We start from the raw sequence: 23,009 nt of genomic DNA on the forward strand, positions 1-23,009 counted from the left end.
GCTTAGCTCCAGAGCTTTTCCAGCTCATAAAGCTGACGGCTCTCTTCCTGCATTACATGCACAATGACGTCACCGAGATCGACGACAACCCAGTCTGCCGCTGCTTTACCTTCCACGCCCAGCGGAGTCAGACCAGCTACGCGGGACTCCTGCATAACGTGATCGGCAATAGCGGAGACGTGGCGGGTTGAGGTGCCGGTGCAGATGATCATGTAATCGGTGATGCTGGATTTGCCCTGGACATCAATCGCAATGATATCCTGGCCTTTCAGATCATCAATCTTATCAATAACGAACTCTTGGAGTGCTTTGCCTTGCAAAAGGTTCCCCTTAAAAACAGGTAATGCGGGCTGGCTGAATGCCCGGAAATGCAGCCAAAAATTAAGCGGCGCAGTATAGCATGCTACAACCGGAGGAGATATATATCCGGGTTATTTACCCGCGCCGGCGGGCGGAGCATCCAGATAGAGGCCAGCGCGATCGATATAGTCGATCACCGCTGGCGGCAGCAGCGTGCTGCAGGATTCTCCCTGATGGCGCCGCTGGCGGATCTCGGTGGCAGAAATCGCATAAAGCGGCGTCTCCGCCAGCCAGATATGGCCTGCCGGTGCCTGATGCAGCGCCGCACTGTCCTGCGTCTGATGCTGCTCCAGCCACCGCTGCATCTCAGGCGAACCCATTTCCGTCGCATAGCCCGGCCGTTTGCAAACCAGCAGATGGGAGAGTGACAGCAGTTCCTGCCAGCGATGCCATTTATGCAGCGACAGCAGCGAATCCTGACCGATGATAAAGCCCAGCGGCTGCCGCGGGCCGCGCTCCTGGCGCAGTGCTTCCAGCGTAGTCACTGTCCAGGAGGGGGTCTGACGCTGCAGTTCGCGCGTGTCGATATCAAACAGCGGCCGGTCGGCAATCGCACACTGCAGCATCGCCACCCGCTGTGCGGCACTCGCTTCCGGCTGTGGCCGGTGGGGGGGAACATTGTTGGGCATCAGCGTGACTTTTTTCAGTCCGACCTGCTGCGCCAGCGCCTCTGCCGGACGCAGATGACCATAATGCACCGGATCAAACGTGCCGCCAAACAGGGCGCAGAGTTCAGACATAATGTAATCCTGACGGAAAGTGACGCTGACAGAGCAGCAGCGAGAGCGTTTCCAGCTGCGGCCAGAGGTTCTGGCCATAATCCTGCTTCATGGTGAGCTCCAGCTCAGCCAGCAGGTGTACCGCCTGATGCAGTCGTTCGGCGTCCAGCCGCTGCAGCGCCCCGGTGAAGAGCGCGCGCCGGTTTTGCCAGATGCGCTGCTGATCCATCAGCGTGCGCAGAGGCTGCTTAGCCTGATTGCGCTGCAGATGCAGCAGCGTCAGCAGATCGCGCTGCAGGGTGCGCAGCAGGATCACCGGTTCGCTCTCCTCTTTCTGCAGCTGATGCAGGATATGCAGCGCCCGCTTGCCTTTCCCCGCCAGCAGCGCATCCACCCAGTGAAATGGCGTAAAATGGGCCGCATCATTGACTGCGGCTTCCACGCGCGGCAGCGTCAGTTTGCCGTCAGGCCAGAGCAGCGACAGCCGCTCCAGCGCCTGAGCCAGTGCCAGCAGATTGCCTTCATAGCAGTAGCACAGCAGCTGAACCGCTGCCTCATCGACGCTGAGCTGCATCGCTTTGGCCCGCGCGGCGACCCAGCGCGGCAGCTGTGCCTGTTCCGGCGTCTGACACGGCACCAGCACCGCCTGCGGACTCAGCGCTTTGTACCAGGCGCTGTTTTCCTGCGCTTTGGTCAGCTTTGTCATACGCAGCACCAGCAGGATATCGCTATGCAGCAGGGCAGAGAGGGTAACCAGCTGCTCAGCCATCGCAGCATTCGGGCCGTTTTCCGGCAGCGTCAGCGTCAGCGTCTGGCGCAGGGTGAACAGGCTCAGCGCCTGACAGCTGGCAAAAAGCGCCTGCCAGTCAGTCTGGGCATCCAGCGTGACCGAAAAGTGCTCTTCAAATCCCTGACTGCCGGCAGCAGCGCGGATAGCATCCGCACTCTCCTGGATCAGCAGGGGTTCATTACCGGCGAGAAAATAGCAGGCGCGCAGCCCCTCACGAAGCTGCGCGCGCAGTTGCTCAGGATAAATCCTGATCATTGCAGACTGGTGGCGGAAGAGGAGGGCACTTCCGGTGAATCAGAACCCGGGGCGATGATCTCCGGCTCCGGCAGCGTCTCTTTATTATTGAGCTGCGCGGCATGGACCGTCAGCAGTTTACGCACCAGCTGCTCTGCTCCACGCTGACGCATCTCCTGCAGGATCATATCCTGTTCCGCATCCTTTGCCAGTGCGGCGTTAGGGTTGTCGAAGAACGAGCGGTAGACCGTGGTGCTGATAGGGTAAATCCCTTTGCCGGGCAGCACGACCTGTGCGGTCAGCGTCATCACCAGCGAATATTCTGCCGTGGTACCGCTGATAAACACTGAAGCCGTGTCACGCGCCTGCCGCACGCCTCCCAGACGCAGCGTCGGGTAGGTTGCGCTGGCCTCTTTGCTGTCCTCAATGATGTTTACATCGTTGATGCGCAGCTGCTGACGCACGGTGCGCGCCAGCGGGCCGTAAGGATCGCCACTCTGTACAATCAGCGTTTTCATCTCCGGTGGCACCTGAGTGGTGCCGCGCGGATGAAATCCACAGCCTGCGGTGACCAGCACCGCAAACAGGACAAACAGCCTGATAACTAGTTGTCGCACAGTTCCTCCTGAACTTAACCCACGACCAGGTTAAGCAGTTTGCCAGGGACATAAATCACTTTTCGCAGGGTGACGCCGTCCAGATATTTTGCCACCAGTGGCTCCTGTGCGGCTCGCGCCTGCACCTGCTCCTGAGTGGCATCTGCTGCCACGGTGACTTTACCGCGTACTTTACCGTTAACCTGAACGACAACCAGCATTGAATCGTCGACCATTGCGGCTTCATCCGCTACCGGCCACGGCGCATTATCAATGCTGCCTTCGCCACCCAGCGCCTGCCACAGGACATAGCTGGCGTGCGGCGTGAACGGATAGAGCAGGCGCGTAACGGCGACCAGCGCTTCCTGCATCAGTGCGCGATCCTGTTCGCTCTCCTGCGGCGCGCGCAGCAGCTTGTTCATCAGCTCCATGATAGCAGCGATAGCGGTGTTAAAGGTCTGGCGACGACCAATGTCATCTGCGACTTTCGCAATGGTTTTATGCAGATCGCGACGCAGCGCTTTCTGTTCATCATTCAGTGCGCTGACATCCAGCGCGACAGTTGCGCCTTTCGCTACGTGATCGTAAGCCAGTTTCCAGACGCGTTTCAGGAAGCGGTTAGCGCCTTCCACACCAGACTCCTGCCACTCCAGGGTCATATCTGCCGGCGATGCAAACATCATAAACAGGCGTACGGTATCGGCGCCGTAACGCTCAACCATCAGCTGTGGATCGATGCCGTTGTTTTTCGACTTCGACATTTTGCTCATGCCGGCGTAGATAACGTCGCGGCCCTGATTGTCCACTGCTTTGGTAATACGTCCTTTATCATCGCGCTCAACGGTAACATCAACCGGAGAGACCCAGTTGCGCTCGCCGTTAACGCCAACATAGTAGAACGCGTCCGCCAGCACCATGCCCTGACACAGCAGGCGTTTTGCTGGCTCATCGGAGTTAACCAGGCCCGCGTCACGCAGCAGCTTGTGATAGAAGCGGAAGTACATCAGGTGCATGATGGCGTGTTCGATACCGCCTACGTACTGGTCTACCGGCAGCCAGTAGTTGGCCGCCGCCGGATCCAGCATGCCTTCGTTGTAGTTAGCGCAGGTATAGCGCGCGTAGTACCAGGAAGATTCCATAAAGGTGTCAAAGGTATCAGTTTCGCGCAGTGCTGGCTGACCATTCACGGTAGTTTTAGCCCACTCCGGGTCCGCTTTGATCGGGCTGGTGATACCATCCATGACCACATCTTCCGGCAGGATAACCGGCAGCTGATCTTCTGGCGCAGGGACGACCGTGCCATCTTCCAGCGTGACCATCGGAATAGGTGCACCCCAGTAGCGCTGACGCGAAACGCCCCAGTCGCGCAGACGGTAGTTAACTTTGCGTACGCCAACGCCTTTTGCCGTCAGCGCGTCGGCGATTGCGTTAAAGCCCGCCTGGTGATCCAGACCGTCAAACTCACCGGAATTAAACAGCGTGCCTTTTTCGGTCATGGCACCGCTGCTCAGATCGGGTTCTGTGCCATCGAGGTTGCGGATAACAGGCTTGATGTTCAGGCCATATTTAGTCGCAAACTCCCAGTCGCGCTGGTCATGACCAGGTACCGCCATCACCGCACCGGTGCCATATTCCATCAGTACAAAGTTCGCGACCCATACCGGAATGGCTTCACCGGTCAGCGGATGGATAGCAGACAGGCCGGTCGCCATGCCTTTTTTCTCCATCGTGGCCATATCCGCTTCTGCGACTTTAGTCGTACTGCACTCGGCAATGAAATCGGCCAGCACCGGATTGCCTGCGGCAGCCTGTCGCGCCAGCGGATGACCCGCCGCCACGGCGACGTAGGTCGCGCCCATAAAGGTATCGGGACGGGTGGTGTAAACCGTGACCTTTTCGTCGCTGTGCGCAACGTCAAAGGTGATTTCAACCCCTTCTGAACGGCCAATCCAGTTGCGCTGCATGGTTTTAACCTGCTCCGGCCACTCATCCAGCTTGTCGAGGTCGTTAAGCAGTTCTTCAGCGTAGTCGGTGATTTTGATAAACCACTGCGGGATCTCTTTGCGCTCAACTTTGGTGTCGCAGCGCCAGCAGCAGCCATCGATTACCTGCTCATTAGCCAGCACGGTCTGATCGTTCGGGCACCAGTTCACCGCCGAGGTCTTTTTGTACACCAGGCCTTTTTCGTAAAGTTTGGTGAAGAACCACTGTTCCCAGCGATAGTACTCTGGCTGACAGGTTGCCAGTTCACGGCTCCAGTCGTAGCCAAAGCCCAGCAGCTTCAGCTGGTTCTTCATGTAGTTGATGTTGTCGTAGGTCCATGGCGCCGGCGCAGTATTATTTTTTACCGCAGCGCCTTCAGCGGGCAGACCGAAAGCGTCCCAGCCAATCGGCTGCAGGACGTTTTTGCCCAGCATGCGCTGATAGCGGGCAATAACATCGCCAATGGTGTAGTTACGCACGTGGCCCATGTGCAGGCGGCCAGAAGGATAGGGCAGCATCGACAGGCAGTAATATTTCTCTTTGCCTTCCTGCTCGGTGACTTTGAAGGTTTCATTTTCGTCCCAGTGCTGCTGGACGCGGGATTCTATCTCTTCCGGGCGGTATTGCTCTTGCATGGCTGCCTGTGATCCTTAGTAAAAATCGTTTTCCCGGACCGCCTATTGCAGCAGCAGAGCCGCTGACATCGTCGCCTGATGGCTTGACCGCCGCATCGGACAGGCCGGGTTTGTCTACTTATGATCCGCATAGCATACCCATAAGCCCCGCCCTCAACAACATTTCACCGTCCCTCTCCGCCGCTTTTCTGCGGAATGCGTTGCGGCTTCCGCGCTTTTGCAATTTCCGCGATGACCGTCAGAGCTTTTGCGATAAAGCGGCTAAACTTACAGCAGCCCTCACAGCAGAAAGGAGAATAAAATGAATAACGTGGCGCAGGCGTATCGAACCACGGTAGCAACGTTAACCCAGCGACTGGAGCACGGTGAACGCGATATCGACGCGCTGGTCGCGGAAGCGCGTCAGGATCTGCTGACCGACGAGAGTCTCTCATCTTCTGAAGTGGATGAAGTAATGCGGGCGGTGCGACGCGATCTTTACGAATTCTCCCGCAGCTATCCCGAAGCGGAGAGCGCGCTGGAAGATTCGGTCTTTTTACGTGTGATCCGTGAGAGCCTGTGGAAAGAGCTGGCGGATATCACAGATAAGAGTCAGCTGGAGTGGCGTGAGGTGTTTAAAGACCTGCATCATCACGGCGTTTATCAGAGCGGTGAGGTGGTGGGGCTGGGTAATCTGGTGTGCGAAAACTGCGGCTTTACGCGCGCTATCTATACACCTGAAAGCCTGACGCGCTGCCCTGAGTGCAATCACGATCAGTTTCAGCGCCAGCCGTTTGAACCCTGACAGATTGCGTTAACAGCGCGCCGCTGCGTGTGTGCAGGCGGCGCGCATGGTTCAGCGGTTAGTGCAAAATTTTTGCCAGGAACTCTTTCGCGCGCCCGGACTGCGGATTATTAAAGAAGTCATCTTTGCGGGTATCTTCGACAATTTTTCCTTCATCCATAAAGATAACGCGATTAGCCACCTTACGCGCAAAGCCCATTTCGTGCGTCACCACCATCATCGTCATGCCTTCGTTTGCCAGTTCAACCATGACATCCAGCACTTCATTGATCATCTCCGGATCGAGCGCGGAGGTGGGCTCATCAAACAGCATGGCGATCGGGTCCATGCAGAGCGCACGGGCGATGGCCACACGCTGTTGCTGGCCTCCTGAAAGCTGCCCCGGAAACTTCTCCGCGTGGGCAGAGAGCCCCACGCGCTTCAGCAGGGCTTGTCCTTTATCTCGCGCCGCCGTTTTATCGCGCTTCAGTACTTTTACCTGCGCCAGCACCAGGTTATCGATAATGCTCAGATGAGGAAACAGCTCAAAGTGCTGAAACACCATGCCGACCTGACTGCGCAGTTTGGCCAGATTAGTCTTTTTATTGTTCACTTCAGTGCCGTTGACCTGAATGCTGCCCTGCTGAACCGGCTCCAGTCCGTTGACGGTTTTAATCAGCGTGGATTTGCCCGAGCCCGAGGGCCCGCAGACCACTACCACTTCTCCTTTTTTTACCTCGGTTGAGCAGTCGGTCAGCACCTGAAAGTGCCCATACCACTTAGAAACATTTTTCAGGCTAATCATTTAAACTGTCCTTTTTCTTTTCAGATAGCTAACCAGCAACGACGCGCTCAGGCTGATCGCGAAATAGACCAGACCGGCAAACAGAACCATTTCTACCTGGGTACCATCGCGCTCGCCAATGGTAGAGGCGGTGCGGAAAAAATCAGCCAGGCTCAGTACATAGACCAGTGAGGTATCCTGGAACAGCACAATGCCCTGAGTAAGCAGCAGCGGCACCATGGCGCGAAACGCCTGCGGCAGAATAATCAGCTTCATTGATTGCCACTGCGTCATGCCGAGCGCCAGTGCGGCATTTGATTGCCCGCGAGAGATGCTCTGGATACCGGCGCGAATAATCTCCGAATAATAAGCAGCCTCAAACAGCGCAAAGGCCACCATGGCAGAGATAAGACGAATATCCGTCTGCGGCGACAGGCCCAGCACCTGCTGCAGAAAACTCGGCACAACCAGATAGAACCACAGCAGTACCATCACCAAAGGGACTGAACGGAACAGGTTGACGTAGAGTTTTGCAAACCAGCGTACCGGGGCAAACGTTGAGAGGCGCATAACGGCCAGAATGGTGCCCCAGATAATGCCGAACACCACCGCGACGGCGGTAATTTTAAGCGTAATCACCATGCCATTAAGCAGGTAGGGCAGGCTGGGCGGAATAGAGCTCCAGTCAAAATCGTACATTATTTCCCTCCCAGGTTGCCGGGCAGGCGAATTTTGCGTTCTACCAGACCCATGACCAGCATAATCACCAGATTGATGCCGACATAGGCGAGCGTAATCGCAGTAAAGGACTCATAGGCGTGCGCCGAGTAGTCGAGCAGCTTGCCCGCCTGGGCAGCCAGGTCGACCAGGCCAATCGTGGAGGCGATGGCGGAGTTCTTGACCAGGTTCAGTATTTCCGAGGTCATCGGCGGCACAATCACCCGGTAGGCGTTAGGCAGCAGCACATAACGATAGGTTTGTGGCAGCGTCAGCCCCATAGCCAGTCCGGCATTTTTCTGTCCGCGCGGCAGCGACTGAATCGCCGCCCGCACCTGCTCGCAGACGCGCGCTGCGGTAAAAAGTCCGAGACAGATCATGGAGGAGAGGAAGAACTGAATGTTTGGATCAAGCTCCGCCTTAAACCACATGCCGAGCTTCTCACCAACCAGTTCCGGCGCCACCAGATACCAGAAGAAAAACTGCACAATCAGCGGGATATTACGAAACAGCTCTACATAGCAGGTGCCAATCGCAGCCAGCAGGCGATTCGGTACGGTACGCAGAATGCCAAACAGCGATCCCACCAGGAAGGCGATAATCCAGGCGCAGCAGGAGACCGCGACGGTCACCTGAAATCCGGACCACAGCCAGCCAAGGTAGGTCGTATTGCCGAACGGAGCCTGCTGTAAAAAGATGCCCCAGTTCCAGTCGATACCCATAACGAGCTCCGGTAAAAAAGGGTAGCCAGGCTACCCATAAGATTGTTGAGCGGTCTCTTTTTTCCTGCCGCAGGGGAACGACCCGCAGCAGTCTGTCTGTCCGTACCGCATGTTCAGCAATCAGGAGGGCAGCCTGGCCGCCCTTGTTATCGTTGTTACGTTACAGCGCCTTGTCGTTAGGTGATTTAAACAGGGCCTGCATATCGGAGGAGAGTTCAAAATTCAGATTGAGGTTTTTTGGCGGAATAGGCTGTTTAAACCATTTATCAAACCATTTGGTCGCTTCACCGGAGGTCTGTGCCTTAGCAATGGTTTCATCCAGCAGCTGTTTGAACTGTGGATCGTCTTTACGCAGCATGCAGCCGTAAGCCTCTTTAGATTGCGCGGTACCCGTAATCTCCCAGTTATCAGGCTTTTTCGCCTTGGCGCGCTCACCGGCCAGCAGGGCATCATCCATCATAAAGGCGACGGCACGTCCGGTTTCCAGCGTGCGGAACGAATCGCCATGATCTTTAGCGCTGATAATGCGCATATCGAGCTTTTTCTCATCATTCAGCTTGCGCAGCAGAATTTCAGAGGTGGTACCGGAGGTGACCACAACCGTTTTGCCTTTCAGATCGGTGAAATCTTTAATGTCACCGCCTTTTTTCACCAGTAAACGGGTGCCGATGATGAAGATGGTGTCAGAGAAGGCCGCCTGCTGCTGACGCTCAACGTTGTTTGTCGTGGAACCACATTCAAAATCGTAAGTGCCGTTCTGCAGCAGAGGAATACGGTTCTGCGAGGTAATTGGCAGCATCTTGATCTGCAGATCGGGTTTATTCAGTTTGGCTTTGATCGCTGCCACAATGGCGCTGGAGTAGTCCTGCGAATAGCCGACGACTTTTTGCTGGTTGTCATAATAAGAAAAGGGAACGGATGACTCACGATGGCCGACGACAATAACGCCGCTGTCGTTAATCTTTTTCAGCGTGCCGGTGAAATCTTCTGCCTGAGCCGCGCCCGCTGCTGCTCCCAACAGCAGAAGTGATAAGGCCACTTTGCGCATTTGCATGTTCCAACTCCTTCGTGTGAATGTCGCGCAGAATAAAACTGCGCAGAGCGTGATGTTATGTCTGTGTCCTGCTGCTTTTTTAATAATCCTTTAGCGCAACTGCGCGCAGGATAGGGGACTAACATAGCGAAATGTTAACGCAATGAAACAAAAAAGTTTGTTTTTTGCGAGCCGCTCCGCACCATTACAAGGCAATGTAGCTGCCTTGCGCTGTTTCAGTGCGCAATCATGCCCGTTAACAGTGCGTGAAATTCACGACAGCAAGCCTGCTACCGGGATTCGCCGCTGTCGTTATGGTTAACAGCAAGCTTCGTGCCACATTACGCAGCATTGCAGGAGAATGTTTCAGCGGAAAGACAAAAAAAAGCGAAGCCGTGGCTTCGCTTTCAGGGAGACGCGAGCGTCAGACGCGCCGGCGTGCAATGGCGGCGGTGATCGCTGCCAGCGTCAGTAACCAGACCGGCCAGATACCGCTGCGCGCATAGGGCGTTTCGCCTGCAGCAGGCGTTACGCGCGCCTCCAGTACCCGGCGGGTAAACTGCGGGATCATCTTTTCAACGTCGCCGTCGGCGTTGACCACGGCCGTAACGCCATTGTTTGTCGAGCGCAGCAGCGGGCGTCCCAGTTCAAGCGCACGCATGCGCGCCATCTGAAAATGCTGCCACGGACCGATCGAGTGGCCGAACCAGGCATCATTTGAAACCGTCAGCAGGAAGTTGGTATCTGGCCGGAAGTTGGCACGTACCTGTTCGCCCAGAACGATTTCATAGCAGATGGCGCTGGTGAGGTTATAACCCGCCACGTTCAGCTGTGGCTGGATGTAAGCACCGCGGCTGAAAGAGGACATGGGCAGATCGAAGAACGGCGCCAGCGGACGAAGCAGGCTCTCCAGCGGCACAAACTCGCCGAACGGCACCAGGTGATTTTTCTGATAGCGGTTACGGCTCTGGTAGTTATAAGGCTGTTTGCCACCGAGCACGATGACGGAGTTATAGTCGTGATAGCGGTTATCACCCTCAACGCGTGAGTCAACAATGCCGGTGATCAAACTGCTGCCGCGCGCGCGCAGTTCCGCGTCCAGCGCCTGTAAAAAGGGCTGCTGGTTACTTTCAAGATCGGTAATAGCTGATTCAGGCCAGATAATCAGCGGCGCACTGCCGATATAGGGCTGACTGTAGCTGGTATAGACGCGCAGCGTGTCGCGCAGCTGCTGCGGATCCCACTTCATCGATTGCGGGATATTACCCTGTACCATCGCCACGTCCACACTGCGTGCCGGCAGCGGCTGATACCAGTGCAGCATACGCAGCGGCCACGGCAGCAGCAGCAGGGCTGCGGCAACAATCAGGCTTTTCAGACTGCGCTGATGCAGGGCAAAGACCAGCAGGCCGGCAATCATCATCAGCAGAAAGGTAATGGTCTCTACGCCCGCAAGCGGCGCAATACCTTTCAGCGGACCGTCAATCTGGCTGTAGCCAAACTGCAGCCAGGGGAAACCCGTCAGGACCCAGCCGCGCAGAAACTCACTGATTTGCCATAACGCCGGCGCCGCCAGCGCCAGCCGCCATAGAGTAGCGCGCGGCCAGAAGCGGTTGAGCACCACGGCAAACAGCAGCGGATAGAGCGCCAGATATGCTGCCAGCAGCAGCACCAGAAAGACGTTTACCGGCCCGGGCATACCGCCAAAGGTAGCGATGCTGACATAGACCCAGTTAATGCCGCTGCCAAACAGGCCAAAGCCCCATGTAAAGCCAAGCGCTGCAGCCTGGGCAGGACGACGGTTTAGCAGTAATACCTGCAAACCCGCCAGGGAGATAAGCGCCGCAGGCCAGAAATCGTAAGGAGAAAAGGCGAGGGTGCCGGTGGCACCCGCTATCAGCGCCAGCAGCAGACGCACCCGCTGGCGGGAAAAAAGAGAGGCAGATGCCATAAAGTTATTCGTCTTCGAGTTGCGGTTGTGGAGAATCTTCCGGAATTTTCACATGCACCTGAATAATACGACGGCTGTCCGCCATAGCGACTTTGAAGTGGTAGCCATCAATAGTGATACTCTCGCCGCGAGCCGGAAGGTGGCCAAAGCCCTGCATAACCAGACCGCCAATCGTATCCACTTCGTCATCGCTGAAATCGGTGCCGAACGCCTCGTTGAAATCTTCAATCGGCGTCAGCGCGCGTAACGTGTAGGTATGGCGATTCAGCTGACGGATGTCGCGATCTTCTTCGTCGTCATACTCATCTTCGATTTCGCCGACAATCAGCTCCAGAATATCTTCGATGGTCACCAGGCCAGATACGCCACCAAATTCATCAATAACAATCGCCATATGATAGCGCTGCGAGCGGAACTCTTTCAGCATGCGGTCAACGCGCTTGCTTTCCGGCACCACTACCGCAGGACGCAGCACCTTTTCCATACTGAAGGGCTCAGCGCTGCTGCTCATAAACGGCAGCAGATCTTTCGCCATCAGAATGCCTTCAACGTGATCTTTATCTTCGCTGATGACCGGAAAACGGGAGTGCGCAGATTCAATAATCACGGCCAGGCACTCTTCCAGACTCTGATTGCGCTTCAGGGTGATCATCTGTGAGCGTGGGATCATGATATCGCGTACGCGCTGTTCGGCGATGTCGAGCACCCCTTCCAGCATGTCGCGGGTATCCTGGTCAATCAGCTCTTTTTGTTCAGAATCACGGATCAGACCCAGCAGTTCATCACGATTTTTAGGTTCACCGTGAAACAGCTGGCTAAGCAGCAGGGAAAAGAAGCCCTTTTTACTACTGGGGGCGTCGTTGTTTTGAGAATGGTCGTCGCTCATGGCGTTTTAATTACGATCTCGCTGTTAGATAAGGATAGCTGCCCGCGTCCCGCCGGCAGCACAGTAGCCTGAACCCACGGCTCAGGCGTCTTCTTTCTCCGAAATGTACGGGTCAGGATAACCAAGAGCAAGCATTATCTCAGTCTCCAGCGCCTCCATCTCTTCGGCTTCACTGTCTTCAATATGGTCATAACCCAGCAGATGCAGCGTGCCGTGTACGACCATGTGTGCCCAGTGTGCTTCAGTGCTTTTACCCTGTTCAGCCGCTTCCTGCTCAACCACCTGGCGACAGATAATTAAATCACCCAGCAGCGGCAGCTCAATTCCTGGCGGCGCTTCAAAAGGAAAAGAGAGCACGTTGGTCGGCTTGTCTTTGCCGCGATAAGTCAGGTTTAGCTCGTGACTCTCCGCTTCATCAACCAGGCGAATCGTGACCTCACTTTCTGGCTGAAAGGGGGTAACGGCCGCTTCCAGCCAGCGCTGAAAAGCGGTTTCTTCCGGCAGGCCGTGCGCGTCGGCGCAGGCCTGCTGTAAATCCAGTACTACCGTACTCATGACGGCTCCTGTGGTGGTGTGGAGTGCACAGCCTGTGCGGCCAGCGACTCCCGTTTACGCTCTTCCGCCAGTTTATCACGACGCTTCTGATCCGCCTCTTCCCAGGCTTCATAAGCGTTCACAATACGTGCCACTACCGGATGGCGTACCACATCTTCGCTGTGGAAGAAGTTAAAGCTGATCTCTTCGACGTCAGCCAGCACTTCAATCGCGTGGCGCAGACCCGACTTGGTGCTGCGCGGCAGGTCAATCTGCGTCACGTCACCGGTGATCACCGCTTTGGAGTTAAAGCCGATGCGCGTCAGGAACATCTTCATCTGTTCAATGGTGGTGTTCTGGCTTTCATCAAGGATCACAAACGCATCATTCAGCGTACGACCGCGCATATAGGCGAGCGGTGCGACCTCAATCACGTTGCGCTCCATCAGCTTCTCAACCCGTTCAAAGCCGAGCATCTCAAACAGCGCGTCATAAAGCGGGCGCAGATAGGGATCAACCTTCTGGCTCAGATCGCCAGGCAGAAAGCCCAGTTTTTCACCCGCTTCTACCGCCGGGCGGGTCAGCAGGATACGACGAATCTCCTGGCGCTCCAGCGCATCAACCGCGGCGGCAACCGCAAGATAGGTTTTACCGGTACCCGCCGGACCGATACCAAAGGTGATATCGTGGTCGAGGATGTTGGCGATGTACTGCGCCTGATTCGGCGTGCGCGGCTTAATCACACCGCGTTTGGTTTTAATGTTTACCGCTTTGCCATACTCCGGCACACTTTCAGCGGTCTGCTCCAGCACCCGGCTCTCTTTAATGGCCAGATGGATGTGATCCGGTTCGATATCCGGAATATGGCCGCGTACCGGGGCAGTATCCACGTACAGCGTACGCAGAATATGCGCGGCGGCCTCCACGCTGAGCGCGCGGCCCACCAGTTTGAAATGGTTGTCGCGGCGGTTGATTTCGATGCCCAGACGGCGTTCCAGCTGCTTCACATTGTCATCAAACGGACCGCACAGGCTCATCAGACGCTGGTTATCGGCGGGTTCCAGGGCGATTTCACGAGTTTCGATATTCAATTGAATCCTTTGGGTCACACAGGGCCAGTTGAAAAGGTGTATGGATGCCGCGCGTGCGCGTCATAAGCGTATGACAAAATTATTTATGGGACAGCACCAGGACGCAAGCGCAGGGAAAGATATTTGGGCGACCGCTGCAGAATGCAAGGGGTGGCGGATGAAACAGGCGGCAGCACGCTGCGTGCTGCCGCACAGTGATTAACTGTCAGGGTTGATACAGGCCGACGCCGGTTTCATCCTCTTTGCGGGTACGGGCAATGACGGCCGCCGGACTCTGCGCCACGCGCAGTCCCATGCGATCTTCAGTGCGTACGACCACGCCGCGCAGTGAGTTGGCATAGACATCGACGATTTCAACATCGACAAATTTGCCAATCATGTTCACCGAGCCTTCAAAGTTTACCACGCGGTTATTTTCAGTACGGCCGGTCAGTTCCATCACATTTTTACGTGATGTACCCTCAACCAGAATACGCTGAACGGTACCCACCATACGGCGGCTGATCGCCATCGCCTGCTGCTGGATACGATCCTGCAGAATATAAAGGCGCTGCTTTTTCTCCTCTTCCGGCACGTCGTCTGGCAGGTCAGCCGCAGGCGTACCCGGACGGGCGGAGTAGATAAAGCTGTAGCTGGTGTCAAAGTTAACGTCGTGGATCAGCTTCATGGTCTGTTCGAAGTCGTGCTGAGTTTCACCCGGGAAACCGATGATAAAATCAGAGCTGATTTCGATATCAGGACGTGCTGCGCGCAGCTTGCGAATAATCGCTTTGTACTCCAGCGCAGTGTGCGCCCGCTTCATCAGCGTCAGAATACGGTCAGCGCCGCTCTGGACCGGCAGATGCAGGAAGCTCACCAGCTCTGGCGTATCACGATAGACATCAATGATGTCATCGGTGAACTCAATCGGATGGCTGGTGGTAAAGCGGATGCGGTCGATACCATCAATGGCGGCGACGAGGCGCAGCAGCTCAGCAAACGTGCAGATCTGGTCATCAAAGGTCGCGCCGCGATAGGCGTTGACGTTCTGACCCAGCAGGTTAACCTCGCGCACACCCTGAGCGGCCAGCTGGGCGATTTCCAGCAGAATATCGTCGCAGGGACGGCTGACTTCTTCGCCGCGGGTATACGGCACCACGCAGAAAGTGCAATATTTATTGCAGCCTTCCATGATGGAGACAAAAGCCGTCGGGCCTTCAGCGCGCGGTTCCGGCAGACGGTCAAATTTTTCAATTTCCGGGAAGCTGACGTCAACTACCGGGCTTTTATTCCCGCGTACCTGATTGATCATTTCCGGCAGGCGATGCAGCGTCTGTGGTCCAAAGACGATATCAACACACTGTGCACGCTGGCGCAGTTTATCGCCTTCCTGCGACGCCACGCAGCCGCCCACGCCGATGATAAGATCGGGATTGGCCGCTTTGAGCTTTTTCCAGCGCCCTAACAGGTGAAAGACTTTCTCCTGCGCTTTCTCACGGATAGAGCAGGTATTAAGCAGCAGAACATCTGCGTCTTCGGCTTCCTCCGTCAGAGTGTAGCCGTGCGTGCTGTTCAGCAGGTCAGCCATCTTGGATGAATCGTACTCATTCATCTGACAGCCCCAGGTTTTGATATGCAGTTTTTTGGTCATTGAACCAGCCATTGAATCTGAGCAGGGAAGTGCAGGGGGCATAGTGTAATGCTTTGGGGGGGATGTGACCAGCGTACCTGTCATACTTCGCGCACCAGCGTGACAGCCAGGCTGCTGCAGGCAGCGCGGACACAAAAAGATGTGGCAGCGGCTCAGCCCCCTTCCGGATGATTTCCGGTACACTTTGTTTATCAGCAAACGCCGTGGGGCGTCAGGGCAACAGGAAAGGTGAGGATTGATGCAGGAGAGACAGTATGACGTGGTCATCGTCGGAGGTGGCATGGTGGGGGCGGCGCTGGCGTGCGGGCTGGCGCAGCAGCAGTTCCGCGTCGCTGTCATTGAGCGTGCAGAACCTGAGCCGTTTGATAGCAGCTGCGAGCCTGATATCCGCATCTCCGCGATTGGTGCTTCTTCAGTTGCGTTACTGCAGCAGCTGGGCGCCTGGGCGCGCGTAGAGACGATGCGCAGTGCGCCCTATCGCAAACTGGAAACCTGGGAGTGGCAGAGCGCGCACGTCACGTTTGATGCAGCATCGCTGGGGCTGCCGGTGCTTGGCTATATGGTAGAAAACCGCGTGTTGCAGCGGGCGCTGTGGGAGCAGATGCAGCAGGATGGCGTCGCGCTGCTGTGCCCGGCAACGCTGCAGGATCTGCAGCCGCATAGCGGCGGCTGGCACATCACCCTGGACCAGGGCGCACCGCTTGATGCCCGGCTGGTGGTTGGCGCGGATGGCGCTAACTCGCGGGTGCGGCAGCTGGCAGGCATTGGCGTGCACGGCTGGAACTATGCGCAATCCTGCATGCTTATCAGTACCGAGTGTGAGCATCCGGCGGGTGATGCTACCTGGCAGCAGTTTACGCCGCAGGGGCCGCGAGCTTTTCTGCCGCTTTTTGACCAGCATGCATCGCTGGTGTGGTATGACGCACCCGCGCGTATCCGTCAGCTGCAGGCGCTGCCGCTGAGCCAGCTGGAGAAAGAGGTAAAGCTGAATTTCCCGGCCCGTCTCGGCCGTTTTCAGATAAAGAGCGCGGCGTCGTTTCCGCTGGTCCGGCGTCATGCCACGCGCTACGTCATGCCGGGGCTGGCGCTGGTGGGCGATGCTGCGCATACGATTAATCCGCTGGCGGGGCAGGGCGTTAACCTGGGCTATCGCGACGTGGATGCGCTGATTACCGTGCTGACTGAGGCGCGCAGTCAGGCGCAGACGTGGTCAGGAATGGCGGTGCTGCAGCGCTATCAGCGTGAACGCTATCGCGATAATCTGCTGATGCAGGGTGGCATGGATCTGTTCTATTTTGCGTTCAGCAACTCACTGCCGCCGCTGCGCCTGGCGCGTAATCTGGGGTTGATGGCGGCAGAGCGTGCCGGCGGCCTGAAGCGTCGTGCGCTGCGCTACGCGCTGGGACTCTGACCTCACCCACGCTTACTGCTGGCGCGGCGCGCTGGCAGAAAGCCCTGCCGTTTCAGAACGTCAGAAACAACAAAGCCCGCAAAAGCGGGCCTGTTGTGCAATTTGGCTGGGGTGCAGGGATTCGAACCCCGGAATGCTGGTATCAGAAACCAGTGCCTTACCGCTTGGCGACACCCCAATAGGTGTTTGATCAAATTGTCTTTGTATGGCTGGGGTGCAGGGATTCGAACCCCGGAATGCTGGTATCAGAAACCAGTGCCTTACCGCTTGGCGACACCCCAATTATCTGGTGGCTACGACGGGAATCGAACCTGTGACCCCATCATTATGAGTGATGTGCTCTAACCGACTGAGCTACGTAGCCATAATACTGCTTTACTGCTTTTCCCGATGCTGGCTGGGATACCTGGATTCGAACCAGGGAATGCCGGTATCAAAAACCGGTGCCTTACCGCTTGGCGATATCCCATCTGTTAACGCGTATCCACGAAAACATATCGGATTGGCTGGGGTACCTGGATTCGAACCAGGGAATGCCGGTATCAAAAACCGGTGCCTTACCGCTTGGCGATACCCCATCCGGCTGCCGAAGACTGAAATGGTGCGGGAGGCGAGACTTGAACTCGCACACCTTGCGGCGCCAGAACCTAAATCTGGTGCGTCTACCAATTTCGCCACTCCCGCAAAAAAGATGGTGGCTACGACGGGAATCGAACCTGTGACCCCATCATTATGAGTGATGTGCTCTAACCGACTGAGCTACGTAGCCATCTTTTTTCGCGTTACCTTCAACGGCGTTGCGGGGCGCATTATGCGTATTGAGCTTTGTAGCGTCAACAGTTTTTTTGCCGTTTTTTACCTTGCGGCGCCTGTTTGTCTGGCTTGTAACCAGGCTGGCGCTTTATTCAGCAATTTTCGATCACATCCGCGTCAGTTGCAACTAAAAAGGGACCGCAGCGGGTCCCTTACACTATCCGGCGATGCGCTTATTTGTACGCGGACTGATGTACGCCAACGGCACGGCCGGAAGGATCGTCCATGGATTTGAACGCCTCATCCCACTCAATCGCTTTAGCAGAAGAGCAGGCCACAGAAGGTCCGCCAGGCACGCACTCTGCTGCGCTCGGCAGCGGGAACAGCTCCTCAAAGATTTCGCGATAGAGATACGCTTCTTTTGAGCCAGGCGTGTTGTGCGGGAAGCGGAAATGTGCGGTTGCCAGCTGCTGATCGCTGACCTGCTTCGCCGCCACTTCTTTCAGCGTATCGATCCAGCTGTAACCGACCCCATCAGAAAATTGCTCTTTTTGACGCCACGCCACGCTCTCCGGCAGATACGATGAGAAGCATTCACGCAGAATGTGCTTTTCCATCTTCCCGTTGCTGCCGCACAGTTTATCTTCCGGGTTGATGCGCATTGCCACATCCAGGAATTTTTTATCCAGGAACGGCACGCGTGCCTCTACGCCCCAGGCTGACATCGCTTTGTTCGCACGCGCGCAGTCAAACATATGCAGCGCCAGCAGCTTACGCACGTTCTCCTCATGGAACTCACGGGCGTTTGGTGCTTTATGGAAGTAGAGATAGCCGCCAAATACTTCATCTGCGCCCTCACCAGAAAGCACCATCTTGATACCCATCGCCTTGATTTTGCGTGACATCAGATACATCGGCGTTGAGGCGCGAATCGTGGTGACATCATACGTTTCGATGTGGTAAATCACGTCACGGATCGCGTCCAGGCCTTCCTGTACCGTGAAATGAATTTCGTGGTGTACGGTACCGAGATGATCGGCGACCGCCTGCGCAGCTTTCAGATCGGGTGAACCCTCCAGGCCCACAGCAAACGAGTGCAGCTGTGGCCACCATGCGTCGCTCTTATCAGCATCTTCCACCCGTTTAGCCGCAAAACGCTTGGTAACGGCCGAAATGATTGAAGAGTCCAGTCCGCCTGAGAGCAGCACGCCGTAAGGGACATCAGACATCAGATGGCTTTTTACTGACTCTTCCAGCGCATGTTTCAGGCCTGCAGCATCGGTGGTGTTCTGCGCAACCGCTGCAAAATCCATCCAGTCGCGCTGCCAGTAACGACGGATCTCACCATCAGTGCTGGAGAGGAAGCTTCCCGGCGGGAATTCTTTAATAGAGCGGCAGACCGGAACCAGCGCTTTCATTTCAGACGCCACGTAAAGGTTACCGTGCTCATCATTGCCCATATAGAGCGGAATGATACCGATATGATCGCGACCAATCAGGTACTGCTGTTTAACGCTGTCCCACAGGATGAAAGCGAACATACCCTGCAGGTCATCAAGGAAATCGACGCCTTTTTCCTGATAGAGCGCCAGAATCACTTCGCAGTCGGAGCCGGTCTGAAACGCATAACGATCGCTCAGCTCAGCGCGCAGCGCCTGATGGTTATAAATTTCGCCGTTCACGGCCAGTACGTGGGTGTGGTCAGCGTTATACAGCGGCTGCGCGCCGTTGTTAACGTCAACGATTGAGAGGCGCTCATGCACCAGGATAGCCTTATCATCTGCAAACACCCCGGACCAGTCCGGGCCGCGGTGACGCATCAGACGGGAAGACTCCAGCGCTTTCTTGCGCAGTTCAACAGGATCGCTTTTCAGATCCAGCACACCAAAAATCGAACACATAACTGACTCCTGATCTCACCCTGTGGCGATGTTATTTTGCATTTGTCCGGCAGCCTGCGCTGCGTGATGTATAAGAAAATGCGCTAATTGATGGTGGTTGCGCAAGCAAAATAACGTTTTTATGATAAATAGAGTGTTGCACAGGTGAATAAATTGAATATAAACCAAAATAAAGGCTATTTTTTTAGATGATATCTAATAATTTGCCGGTTTAGCTCTTTTTATCATCAGGCGCTAAAAACAGTAACGCCCCGCACACCGGCAGGTGGGCAGGGCGTCAGCAGGTGCACGGCGCCGGTCAGAACAGATCGATATCGGCGACGGAAGGGAAAATCCAGTCGGGGCGGAATGGCATTGCGTCGATATCGCTCAGGGTGGAAACACCAGAGAGCACCAGAATAGTTTCCAGTCCCGCCTGGAAGCCCGCCAGAATATCGGTGCGCAGGTTATCACCCACGATCACTGTCTCTTCAGAGTGCGCATGCATTTTGTTCAGCGCCGCCCGCATAATGTAGGGGCTGGGCTTGCCAACATAAAAAGGCTTACGGCCCGAAATGGTTTCGATACCGGCACAGAGGGCGCCGCAGGCGGGAATAAATCCACGCGCGTGGGTATCCGGATTGGTCGCAATAAAGCGCGCGCCGTTAGCCACAAAAAACGCGGCTTTATGCATCATATCCCAGTTAAACGAGCGGGTTTCACCGACGATAACAAAATCAGGATTGACGTCAGTAATGGTAAAGCCGGCGTTGTAGAGTTCATGAACCAGCGCACCTTCTCCGATCACATACGCTTTTTTCCCCTCCTGACGCCGCAGGAAATCAGCGGTGGCCATGGCTGAGGTATAAAACACCGAGTCAGGAATGTCGACGCCGGCGTTGGAGAAACGGTTGGCCAGATCCTGAGCAGTCTGCGACGGATAGTTAGTCAGCACGACCAGCGGCATGCCTTTTTCCAGGATACGCTGCAGAAATTCATTAGCCCCTTTCACGGCCGTGTTGTCATGCATCAACACGCCATCGATATCACAGATTACGCTTTTAATGGTCATACAAGATCCCGTCAGGCCTGCTCAGGCAGGTTACAATTAATCTTCCAGCAGATGCTGCAGCAGAATGCCATTCAGCATAGCGCGTTTTGCCAGCGCAAACGCCCCAATCGCGGAGCGATGATCCAGCTGTGAGCGCACCACCGGCAGGTTTTTACGAAACTCACGCAGCACCTGCGTATTGATACAGCTCTCGATGGCGGGAAACAACACTTTGTCGGCGTCGGTGATTTCGCCCGCCAGCACCACCTTTTGCGGGTTAAAAAGGTTGATTGCAATGGCAATCGCTTTGCCGAGATAACGCCCCACATACTCAATCACTTCACACGCCAGCGCGTCGCCCTGATTAGCAGCGTGACAGATTTGCGGCATCAGGCAGTTATCCAGCGACAGCGTACTTGGATATCCCTGATTCAGCAGATGGCGTACGCGGTTTTCAATCGCGCCATTTGCGGCGATGGTTTCCAGACAGCCGAAGTTGCCGCAGTGGCAGCGTTCGCCTAACGGATCGACCTGGATATGGCCAATTTCACCCACGTTACCGTTACTGCCGAGAAAAATCTGTCCGTTAGCAATAATGCCGGCACCGGTTCCACGATGCAGCCGCACCAGAATCGAGTCAGCGCAGTCGCGGCTTGCACCGAAGTAGTGCTCAGCCAGCGCCAGACTGCGGATATCATGCCCTACAAAGCTGGTCACGCTGAACCGCTGCTGCAGGCTGGCAACCAGCGGCCAGTGGCTGACGGCAATGTGCGGCATATAGCGGATAATCCCTTTAACCGGATCGACCAGCCCGGGCAGGATCACGGCAATAGCGATCAGCTCATGAATTTTCCGCTGATGCACGTTGATAAACGCGCTGATAGCGTTAAACAGCGCGTTCTCCAACGTCTCCTGCGTGCGCTCCGGTAGCGGATAATCTTCCTGCGCCAGCGATTTGCCGCTTAGATCAAACAGGGTAAGCGTGGCGTCGTTGCGTCCGAGACGGACGCCGATGGTATGGAAATGACGGGTTTCCGTGATAATGGAGATGGCGCGGCGACCGCCGGTAGAGGCCTGCTGCTCGACCTCTTTGATCAAACCGCGTTCAATCAGCTGACGGGTAATTTTAGTGACACTGGCGGGCGCAAGCTGGCTGAGATCGGCAATCTGAATGCGCGAAATCGGCCCCTGTTGATCGATCAACCGATAAACGGCTGCGCTATTGAGTTGTTTGACAAGATCGACATTTCCTATTTGAGTCTGGCCGCCAGTGGTCATTCAATGCTTACTCGCTGAGGACGCTCTCTCCATTGACGAACGTCTTGATGATTTGATAATCGCGGGTAAAAACAGTGAGGTTGGCGGCTTTTCCTGCTGCTACCGTGCCCAGCTGTTTCTCCACGCCCATGGCTCTTGCCGGATAAAGCGTTGCCATACGTAACGCCTCATCCAGGGCAATGCCGCAATACTCTACGCTGTTCTGCACTGCTTCAATCATTGTCAGTGCTGAACCGCTCAGGGTTCCATGCTCATCCACGCACAGACCATTGCGATAGTATATTGTTTTACCTGCAAAAATGAATTTATCAATCGCAGCACCTGCCGGCGCAGTCGCGTCAGTAACCAGAATCAGCCGTTCGCCTTTGAGACGTTTTGCCATGCGCACGTTAGCGTAATTGACATGTAAGCCATCTGCAATGATGCCGCAGTATACATCAGGCGAATCAAACAGCGCACCGACCAGTCCAGGTTCACGGCCGCTAAAAGGACTCATCGCATTATAAAGATGGGTCGCAAAGGTAATGCCGGCGCTGAAGCCGGCTTTTGCCTCGGCATAGGTCGCATTAGAGTGACCGGCAGAAACGATGATACCGGCTGCGCTGAGCTGACGAATAACCTCGCTGCCTGCCTGTTCAGGCGCCAGCGTGACTTTAGTAATGACATCCGCGTTGGCACAAAGGTAGTCGACCAGTGCGGGATCGGGCTGGCGTATCAGAGCCGGATTGTGCGTTCCTTTTTTCTCCCGGTTGAGCCACGGACCTTCAAGGTGCAAACCCAGCGCCTGATTCTGGCGCGTTGTCAGCCAGGCGCGCATGGTTTCCACCGCCTGCTTCATCAGTTCATCACTGCTGGTAATCAGCGTTGGAAGAAAGCTGGTACAGCCTGACTTTTCATTAGCACGCTGCATTATCTCCAGCGTTTCCATGCTCAGCGCTTCAGGCGAATCGTTGAATTGCACACCGCCGCAGCCGTTGAGCTGCAGGTCGATAAAGCCGGGAGCGATAAACGCGCCGGCCATATCCTGTTGCGGTAGCGCTGCATCCAGCATGGCGCGCGGGCAAACCCGATCAATAATACCGTCCGCGATAACTACCGCGTGATCGTCCAGAATGTCATAGCCGGTAAAAATCCGACCGTTTACTAATGCGTACATTATCTCTCTCCCGGCTGCGCCAGCTGTCAACGACAGCAGGCTTCTACATCGT

20 protein-coding genes and 7 tRNA genes are annotated in these 23,009 nt (G+C 55.8%); 2 read left to right on the forward strand and 25 right to left on the reverse strand.

What is annotated here, in order from left to right:
* Positions 1-2: 2 nt before the first annotated feature.
* From rsfS to leuS, 5 genes are all read right to left on the reverse strand, one after another.
* On the reverse strand, positions 3-320 hold the full coding sequence (gene rsfS / locus C1Y41_RS01235) for a ribosome silencing factor (protein WP_071668979.1): 318 nt from the start codon (positions 318-320) through the stop codon (positions 3-5).
* Positions 321-431: 111 nt separating this feature from the next.
* Positions 432-1,100, reverse strand: coding sequence for a nicotinate-nucleotide adenylyltransferase (gene nadD, locus C1Y41_RS01240; RefSeq protein WP_094111645.1), 669 nt, complete (start codon positions 1,098-1,100; stop codon positions 432-434).
* A complete protein-coding gene (holA, locus tag C1Y41_RS01245) occupies positions 1,093-2,124 on the reverse strand; it encodes a DNA polymerase III subunit delta (RefSeq protein ID WP_039383140.1) in 1,032 nt (343 codons plus the stop codon). Before holA ends, nadD begins: the two co-directional genes overlap by 8 nt.
* Positions 2,121-2,720: an LPS assembly lipoprotein LptE gene (gene lptE / locus C1Y41_RS01250; protein WP_039383142.1), complete on the reverse strand. Its 600-nt coding sequence runs from the start codon at positions 2,718-2,720 to the stop codon at positions 2,121-2,123. Before lptE ends, holA begins: the two co-directional genes overlap by 4 nt.
* Before the next feature lie 14 nt (positions 2,721-2,734).
* Positions 2,735-5,317, reverse strand: coding sequence for a leucine--tRNA ligase (leuS, locus tag C1Y41_RS01255; RefSeq protein WP_071668981.1), 2,583 nt, complete (start codon positions 5,315-5,317; stop codon positions 2,735-2,737).
* Positions 5,318-5,618: 301 nt separating this feature from the next.
* Here leuS and C1Y41_RS01260 point away from each other — a divergent pair, with 301 nt between their 5' ends.
* Positions 5,619-6,101 carry a zinc ribbon-containing protein gene (locus tag C1Y41_RS01260; RefSeq protein ID WP_039383147.1) on the forward strand — a complete coding sequence of 161 codons (483 nt, stop codon included), beginning with the start codon at positions 5,619-5,621 and terminating at the stop codon, positions 6,099-6,101.
* Between the two features lie 58 nt (positions 6,102-6,159).
* On the opposite strand, the gene C1Y41_RS01265 is transcribed toward C1Y41_RS01260, so the two are convergent.
* The 9 genes from C1Y41_RS01265 to miaB form a co-directional block, all read right to left on the reverse strand.
* Positions 6,160-6,885, reverse strand: coding sequence for an amino acid ABC transporter ATP-binding protein (locus C1Y41_RS01265; RefSeq protein ID WP_039383149.1), 726 nt, complete (start codon positions 6,883-6,885; stop codon positions 6,160-6,162).
* On the reverse strand, positions 6,886-7,563 hold the full coding sequence (gene gltK, locus C1Y41_RS01270; protein WP_039383151.1) for a glutamate/aspartate ABC transporter permease GltK: 678 nt from the start codon (positions 7,561-7,563) through the stop codon (positions 6,886-6,888). It abuts the gene before it with no gap.
* Positions 7,563-8,303, reverse strand: coding sequence for an amino acid ABC transporter permease (locus tag C1Y41_RS01275; RefSeq protein ID WP_104084661.1), 741 nt, complete (start codon positions 8,301-8,303; stop codon positions 7,563-7,565). Before C1Y41_RS01275 ends, gltK begins: the two co-directional genes overlap by 1 nt.
* A gap of 160 nt (positions 8,304-8,463) precedes the next feature.
* The gene (locus tag C1Y41_RS01280) at positions 8,464-9,357 is read right to left on the reverse strand and encodes a glutamate/aspartate ABC transporter substrate-binding protein (protein ID WP_104084662.1); all 894 of its coding nucleotides are present in this window, start codon (positions 9,355-9,357) and stop codon (positions 8,464-8,466) included.
* 403 nt (positions 9,358-9,760) lie between these two features.
* Complete coding sequence (gene lnt, locus C1Y41_RS01285) at positions 9,761-11,287, reverse strand: apolipoprotein N-acyltransferase (RefSeq protein ID WP_039383154.1); 1,527 nt, start codon at positions 11,285-11,287, stop codon at positions 9,761-9,763.
* Positions 11,288-11,291: 4 nt separating this feature from the next.
* Positions 11,292-12,173 (reverse strand): CNNM family magnesium/cobalt transport protein CorC, encoded by an 882-nt coding sequence (gene corC, locus C1Y41_RS01290; protein WP_039383156.1) that lies wholly within the window; start codon positions 12,171-12,173, stop codon positions 11,292-11,294.
* An 81-nt stretch (positions 12,174-12,254) separates the two neighbouring features.
* Positions 12,255-12,728 carry an rRNA maturation RNase YbeY gene (gene ybeY / locus C1Y41_RS01295; RefSeq protein WP_071668982.1) on the reverse strand — a complete coding sequence of 158 codons (474 nt, stop codon included), beginning with the start codon at positions 12,726-12,728 and terminating at the stop codon, positions 12,255-12,257.
* On the reverse strand, positions 12,725-13,798 hold the full coding sequence (locus C1Y41_RS01300) for a PhoH family protein (RefSeq protein WP_094111648.1): 1,074 nt from the start codon (positions 13,796-13,798) through the stop codon (positions 12,725-12,727). Before C1Y41_RS01300 ends, ybeY begins: the two co-directional genes overlap by 4 nt.
* Positions 13,799-14,003: 205 nt before the next feature.
* The gene (gene miaB, locus C1Y41_RS01305) at positions 14,004-15,428 is read right to left on the reverse strand and encodes a tRNA (N6-isopentenyl adenosine(37)-C2)-methylthiotransferase MiaB (protein ID WP_071668984.1); all 1,425 of its coding nucleotides are present in this window, start codon (positions 15,426-15,428) and stop codon (positions 14,004-14,006) included.
* Between the two features lie 238 nt (positions 15,429-15,666).
* Here miaB and ubiF point away from each other — a divergent pair, with 238 nt between their 5' ends.
* Positions 15,667-16,839, forward strand: a complete 1,173-nt coding sequence (gene ubiF / locus C1Y41_RS01310; RefSeq protein WP_039383164.1) for a 3-demethoxyubiquinol 3-hydroxylase — start codon at positions 15,667-15,669, stop codon at positions 16,837-16,839.
* Positions 16,840-16,942: 103 nt separating this feature from the next.
* On the opposite strand, the gene C1Y41_RS01315 is transcribed toward ubiF, so the two are convergent.
* From C1Y41_RS01315 to nagA, 11 genes are all read right to left on the reverse strand, one after another.
* Positions 16,943-17,017, reverse strand: a tRNA-Gln gene (locus tag C1Y41_RS01315).
* Positions 17,018-17,045: 28 nt separating this feature from the next.
* Positions 17,046-17,120, reverse strand: a tRNA-Gln gene (locus C1Y41_RS01320).
* Between the two features lie 6 nt (positions 17,121-17,126).
* A tRNA-Met gene (locus C1Y41_RS01325) sits at positions 17,127-17,203 on the reverse strand.
* Positions 17,204-17,233: 30 nt separating this feature from the next.
* Positions 17,234-17,308, reverse strand: a tRNA-Gln gene (locus C1Y41_RS01330).
* Positions 17,309-17,342: 34 nt separating this feature from the next.
* Positions 17,343-17,417 (reverse strand) — tRNA-Gln (locus C1Y41_RS01335).
* Between the two features lie 21 nt (positions 17,418-17,438).
* Positions 17,439-17,523 (reverse strand) — tRNA-Leu (locus tag C1Y41_RS01340).
* 8 nt (positions 17,524-17,531) lie between these two features.
* Positions 17,532-17,608 (reverse strand) — tRNA-Met (locus C1Y41_RS01345).
* A 217-nt stretch (positions 17,609-17,825) separates the two neighbouring features.
* A complete protein-coding gene (gene asnB, locus C1Y41_RS01350) occupies positions 17,826-19,493 on the reverse strand; it encodes an asparagine synthase B (protein WP_039383166.1) in 1,668 nt (555 codons plus the stop codon).
* Positions 19,494-19,791: 298 nt separating this feature from the next.
* Positions 19,792-20,544: an HAD-IIA family hydrolase gene (locus C1Y41_RS01355; RefSeq protein ID WP_039383168.1), complete on the reverse strand. Its 753-nt coding sequence runs from the start codon at positions 20,542-20,544 to the stop codon at positions 19,792-19,794.
* A gap of 36 nt (positions 20,545-20,580) precedes the next feature.
* Positions 20,581-21,801: an N-acetylglucosamine repressor gene (locus C1Y41_RS01360; RefSeq protein ID WP_039383170.1), complete on the reverse strand. Its 1,221-nt coding sequence runs from the start codon at positions 21,799-21,801 to the stop codon at positions 20,581-20,583.
* Positions 21,802-21,808: 7 nt separating this feature from the next.
* Positions 21,809-22,957 carry an N-acetylglucosamine-6-phosphate deacetylase gene (nagA, locus tag C1Y41_RS01365; RefSeq protein ID WP_104084663.1) on the reverse strand — a complete coding sequence of 383 codons (1,149 nt, stop codon included), beginning with the start codon at positions 22,955-22,957 and terminating at the stop codon, positions 21,809-21,811.
* Positions 22,958-23,009 lie beyond the last annotated feature (52 nt).

Source organism: Pantoea sp. ICBG 1758 (assembly GCF_002928325.1).
Lineage (GTDB): Bacteria > Pseudomonadota > Gammaproteobacteria > Enterobacterales > Enterobacteriaceae > Pantoea > Pantoea eucrina.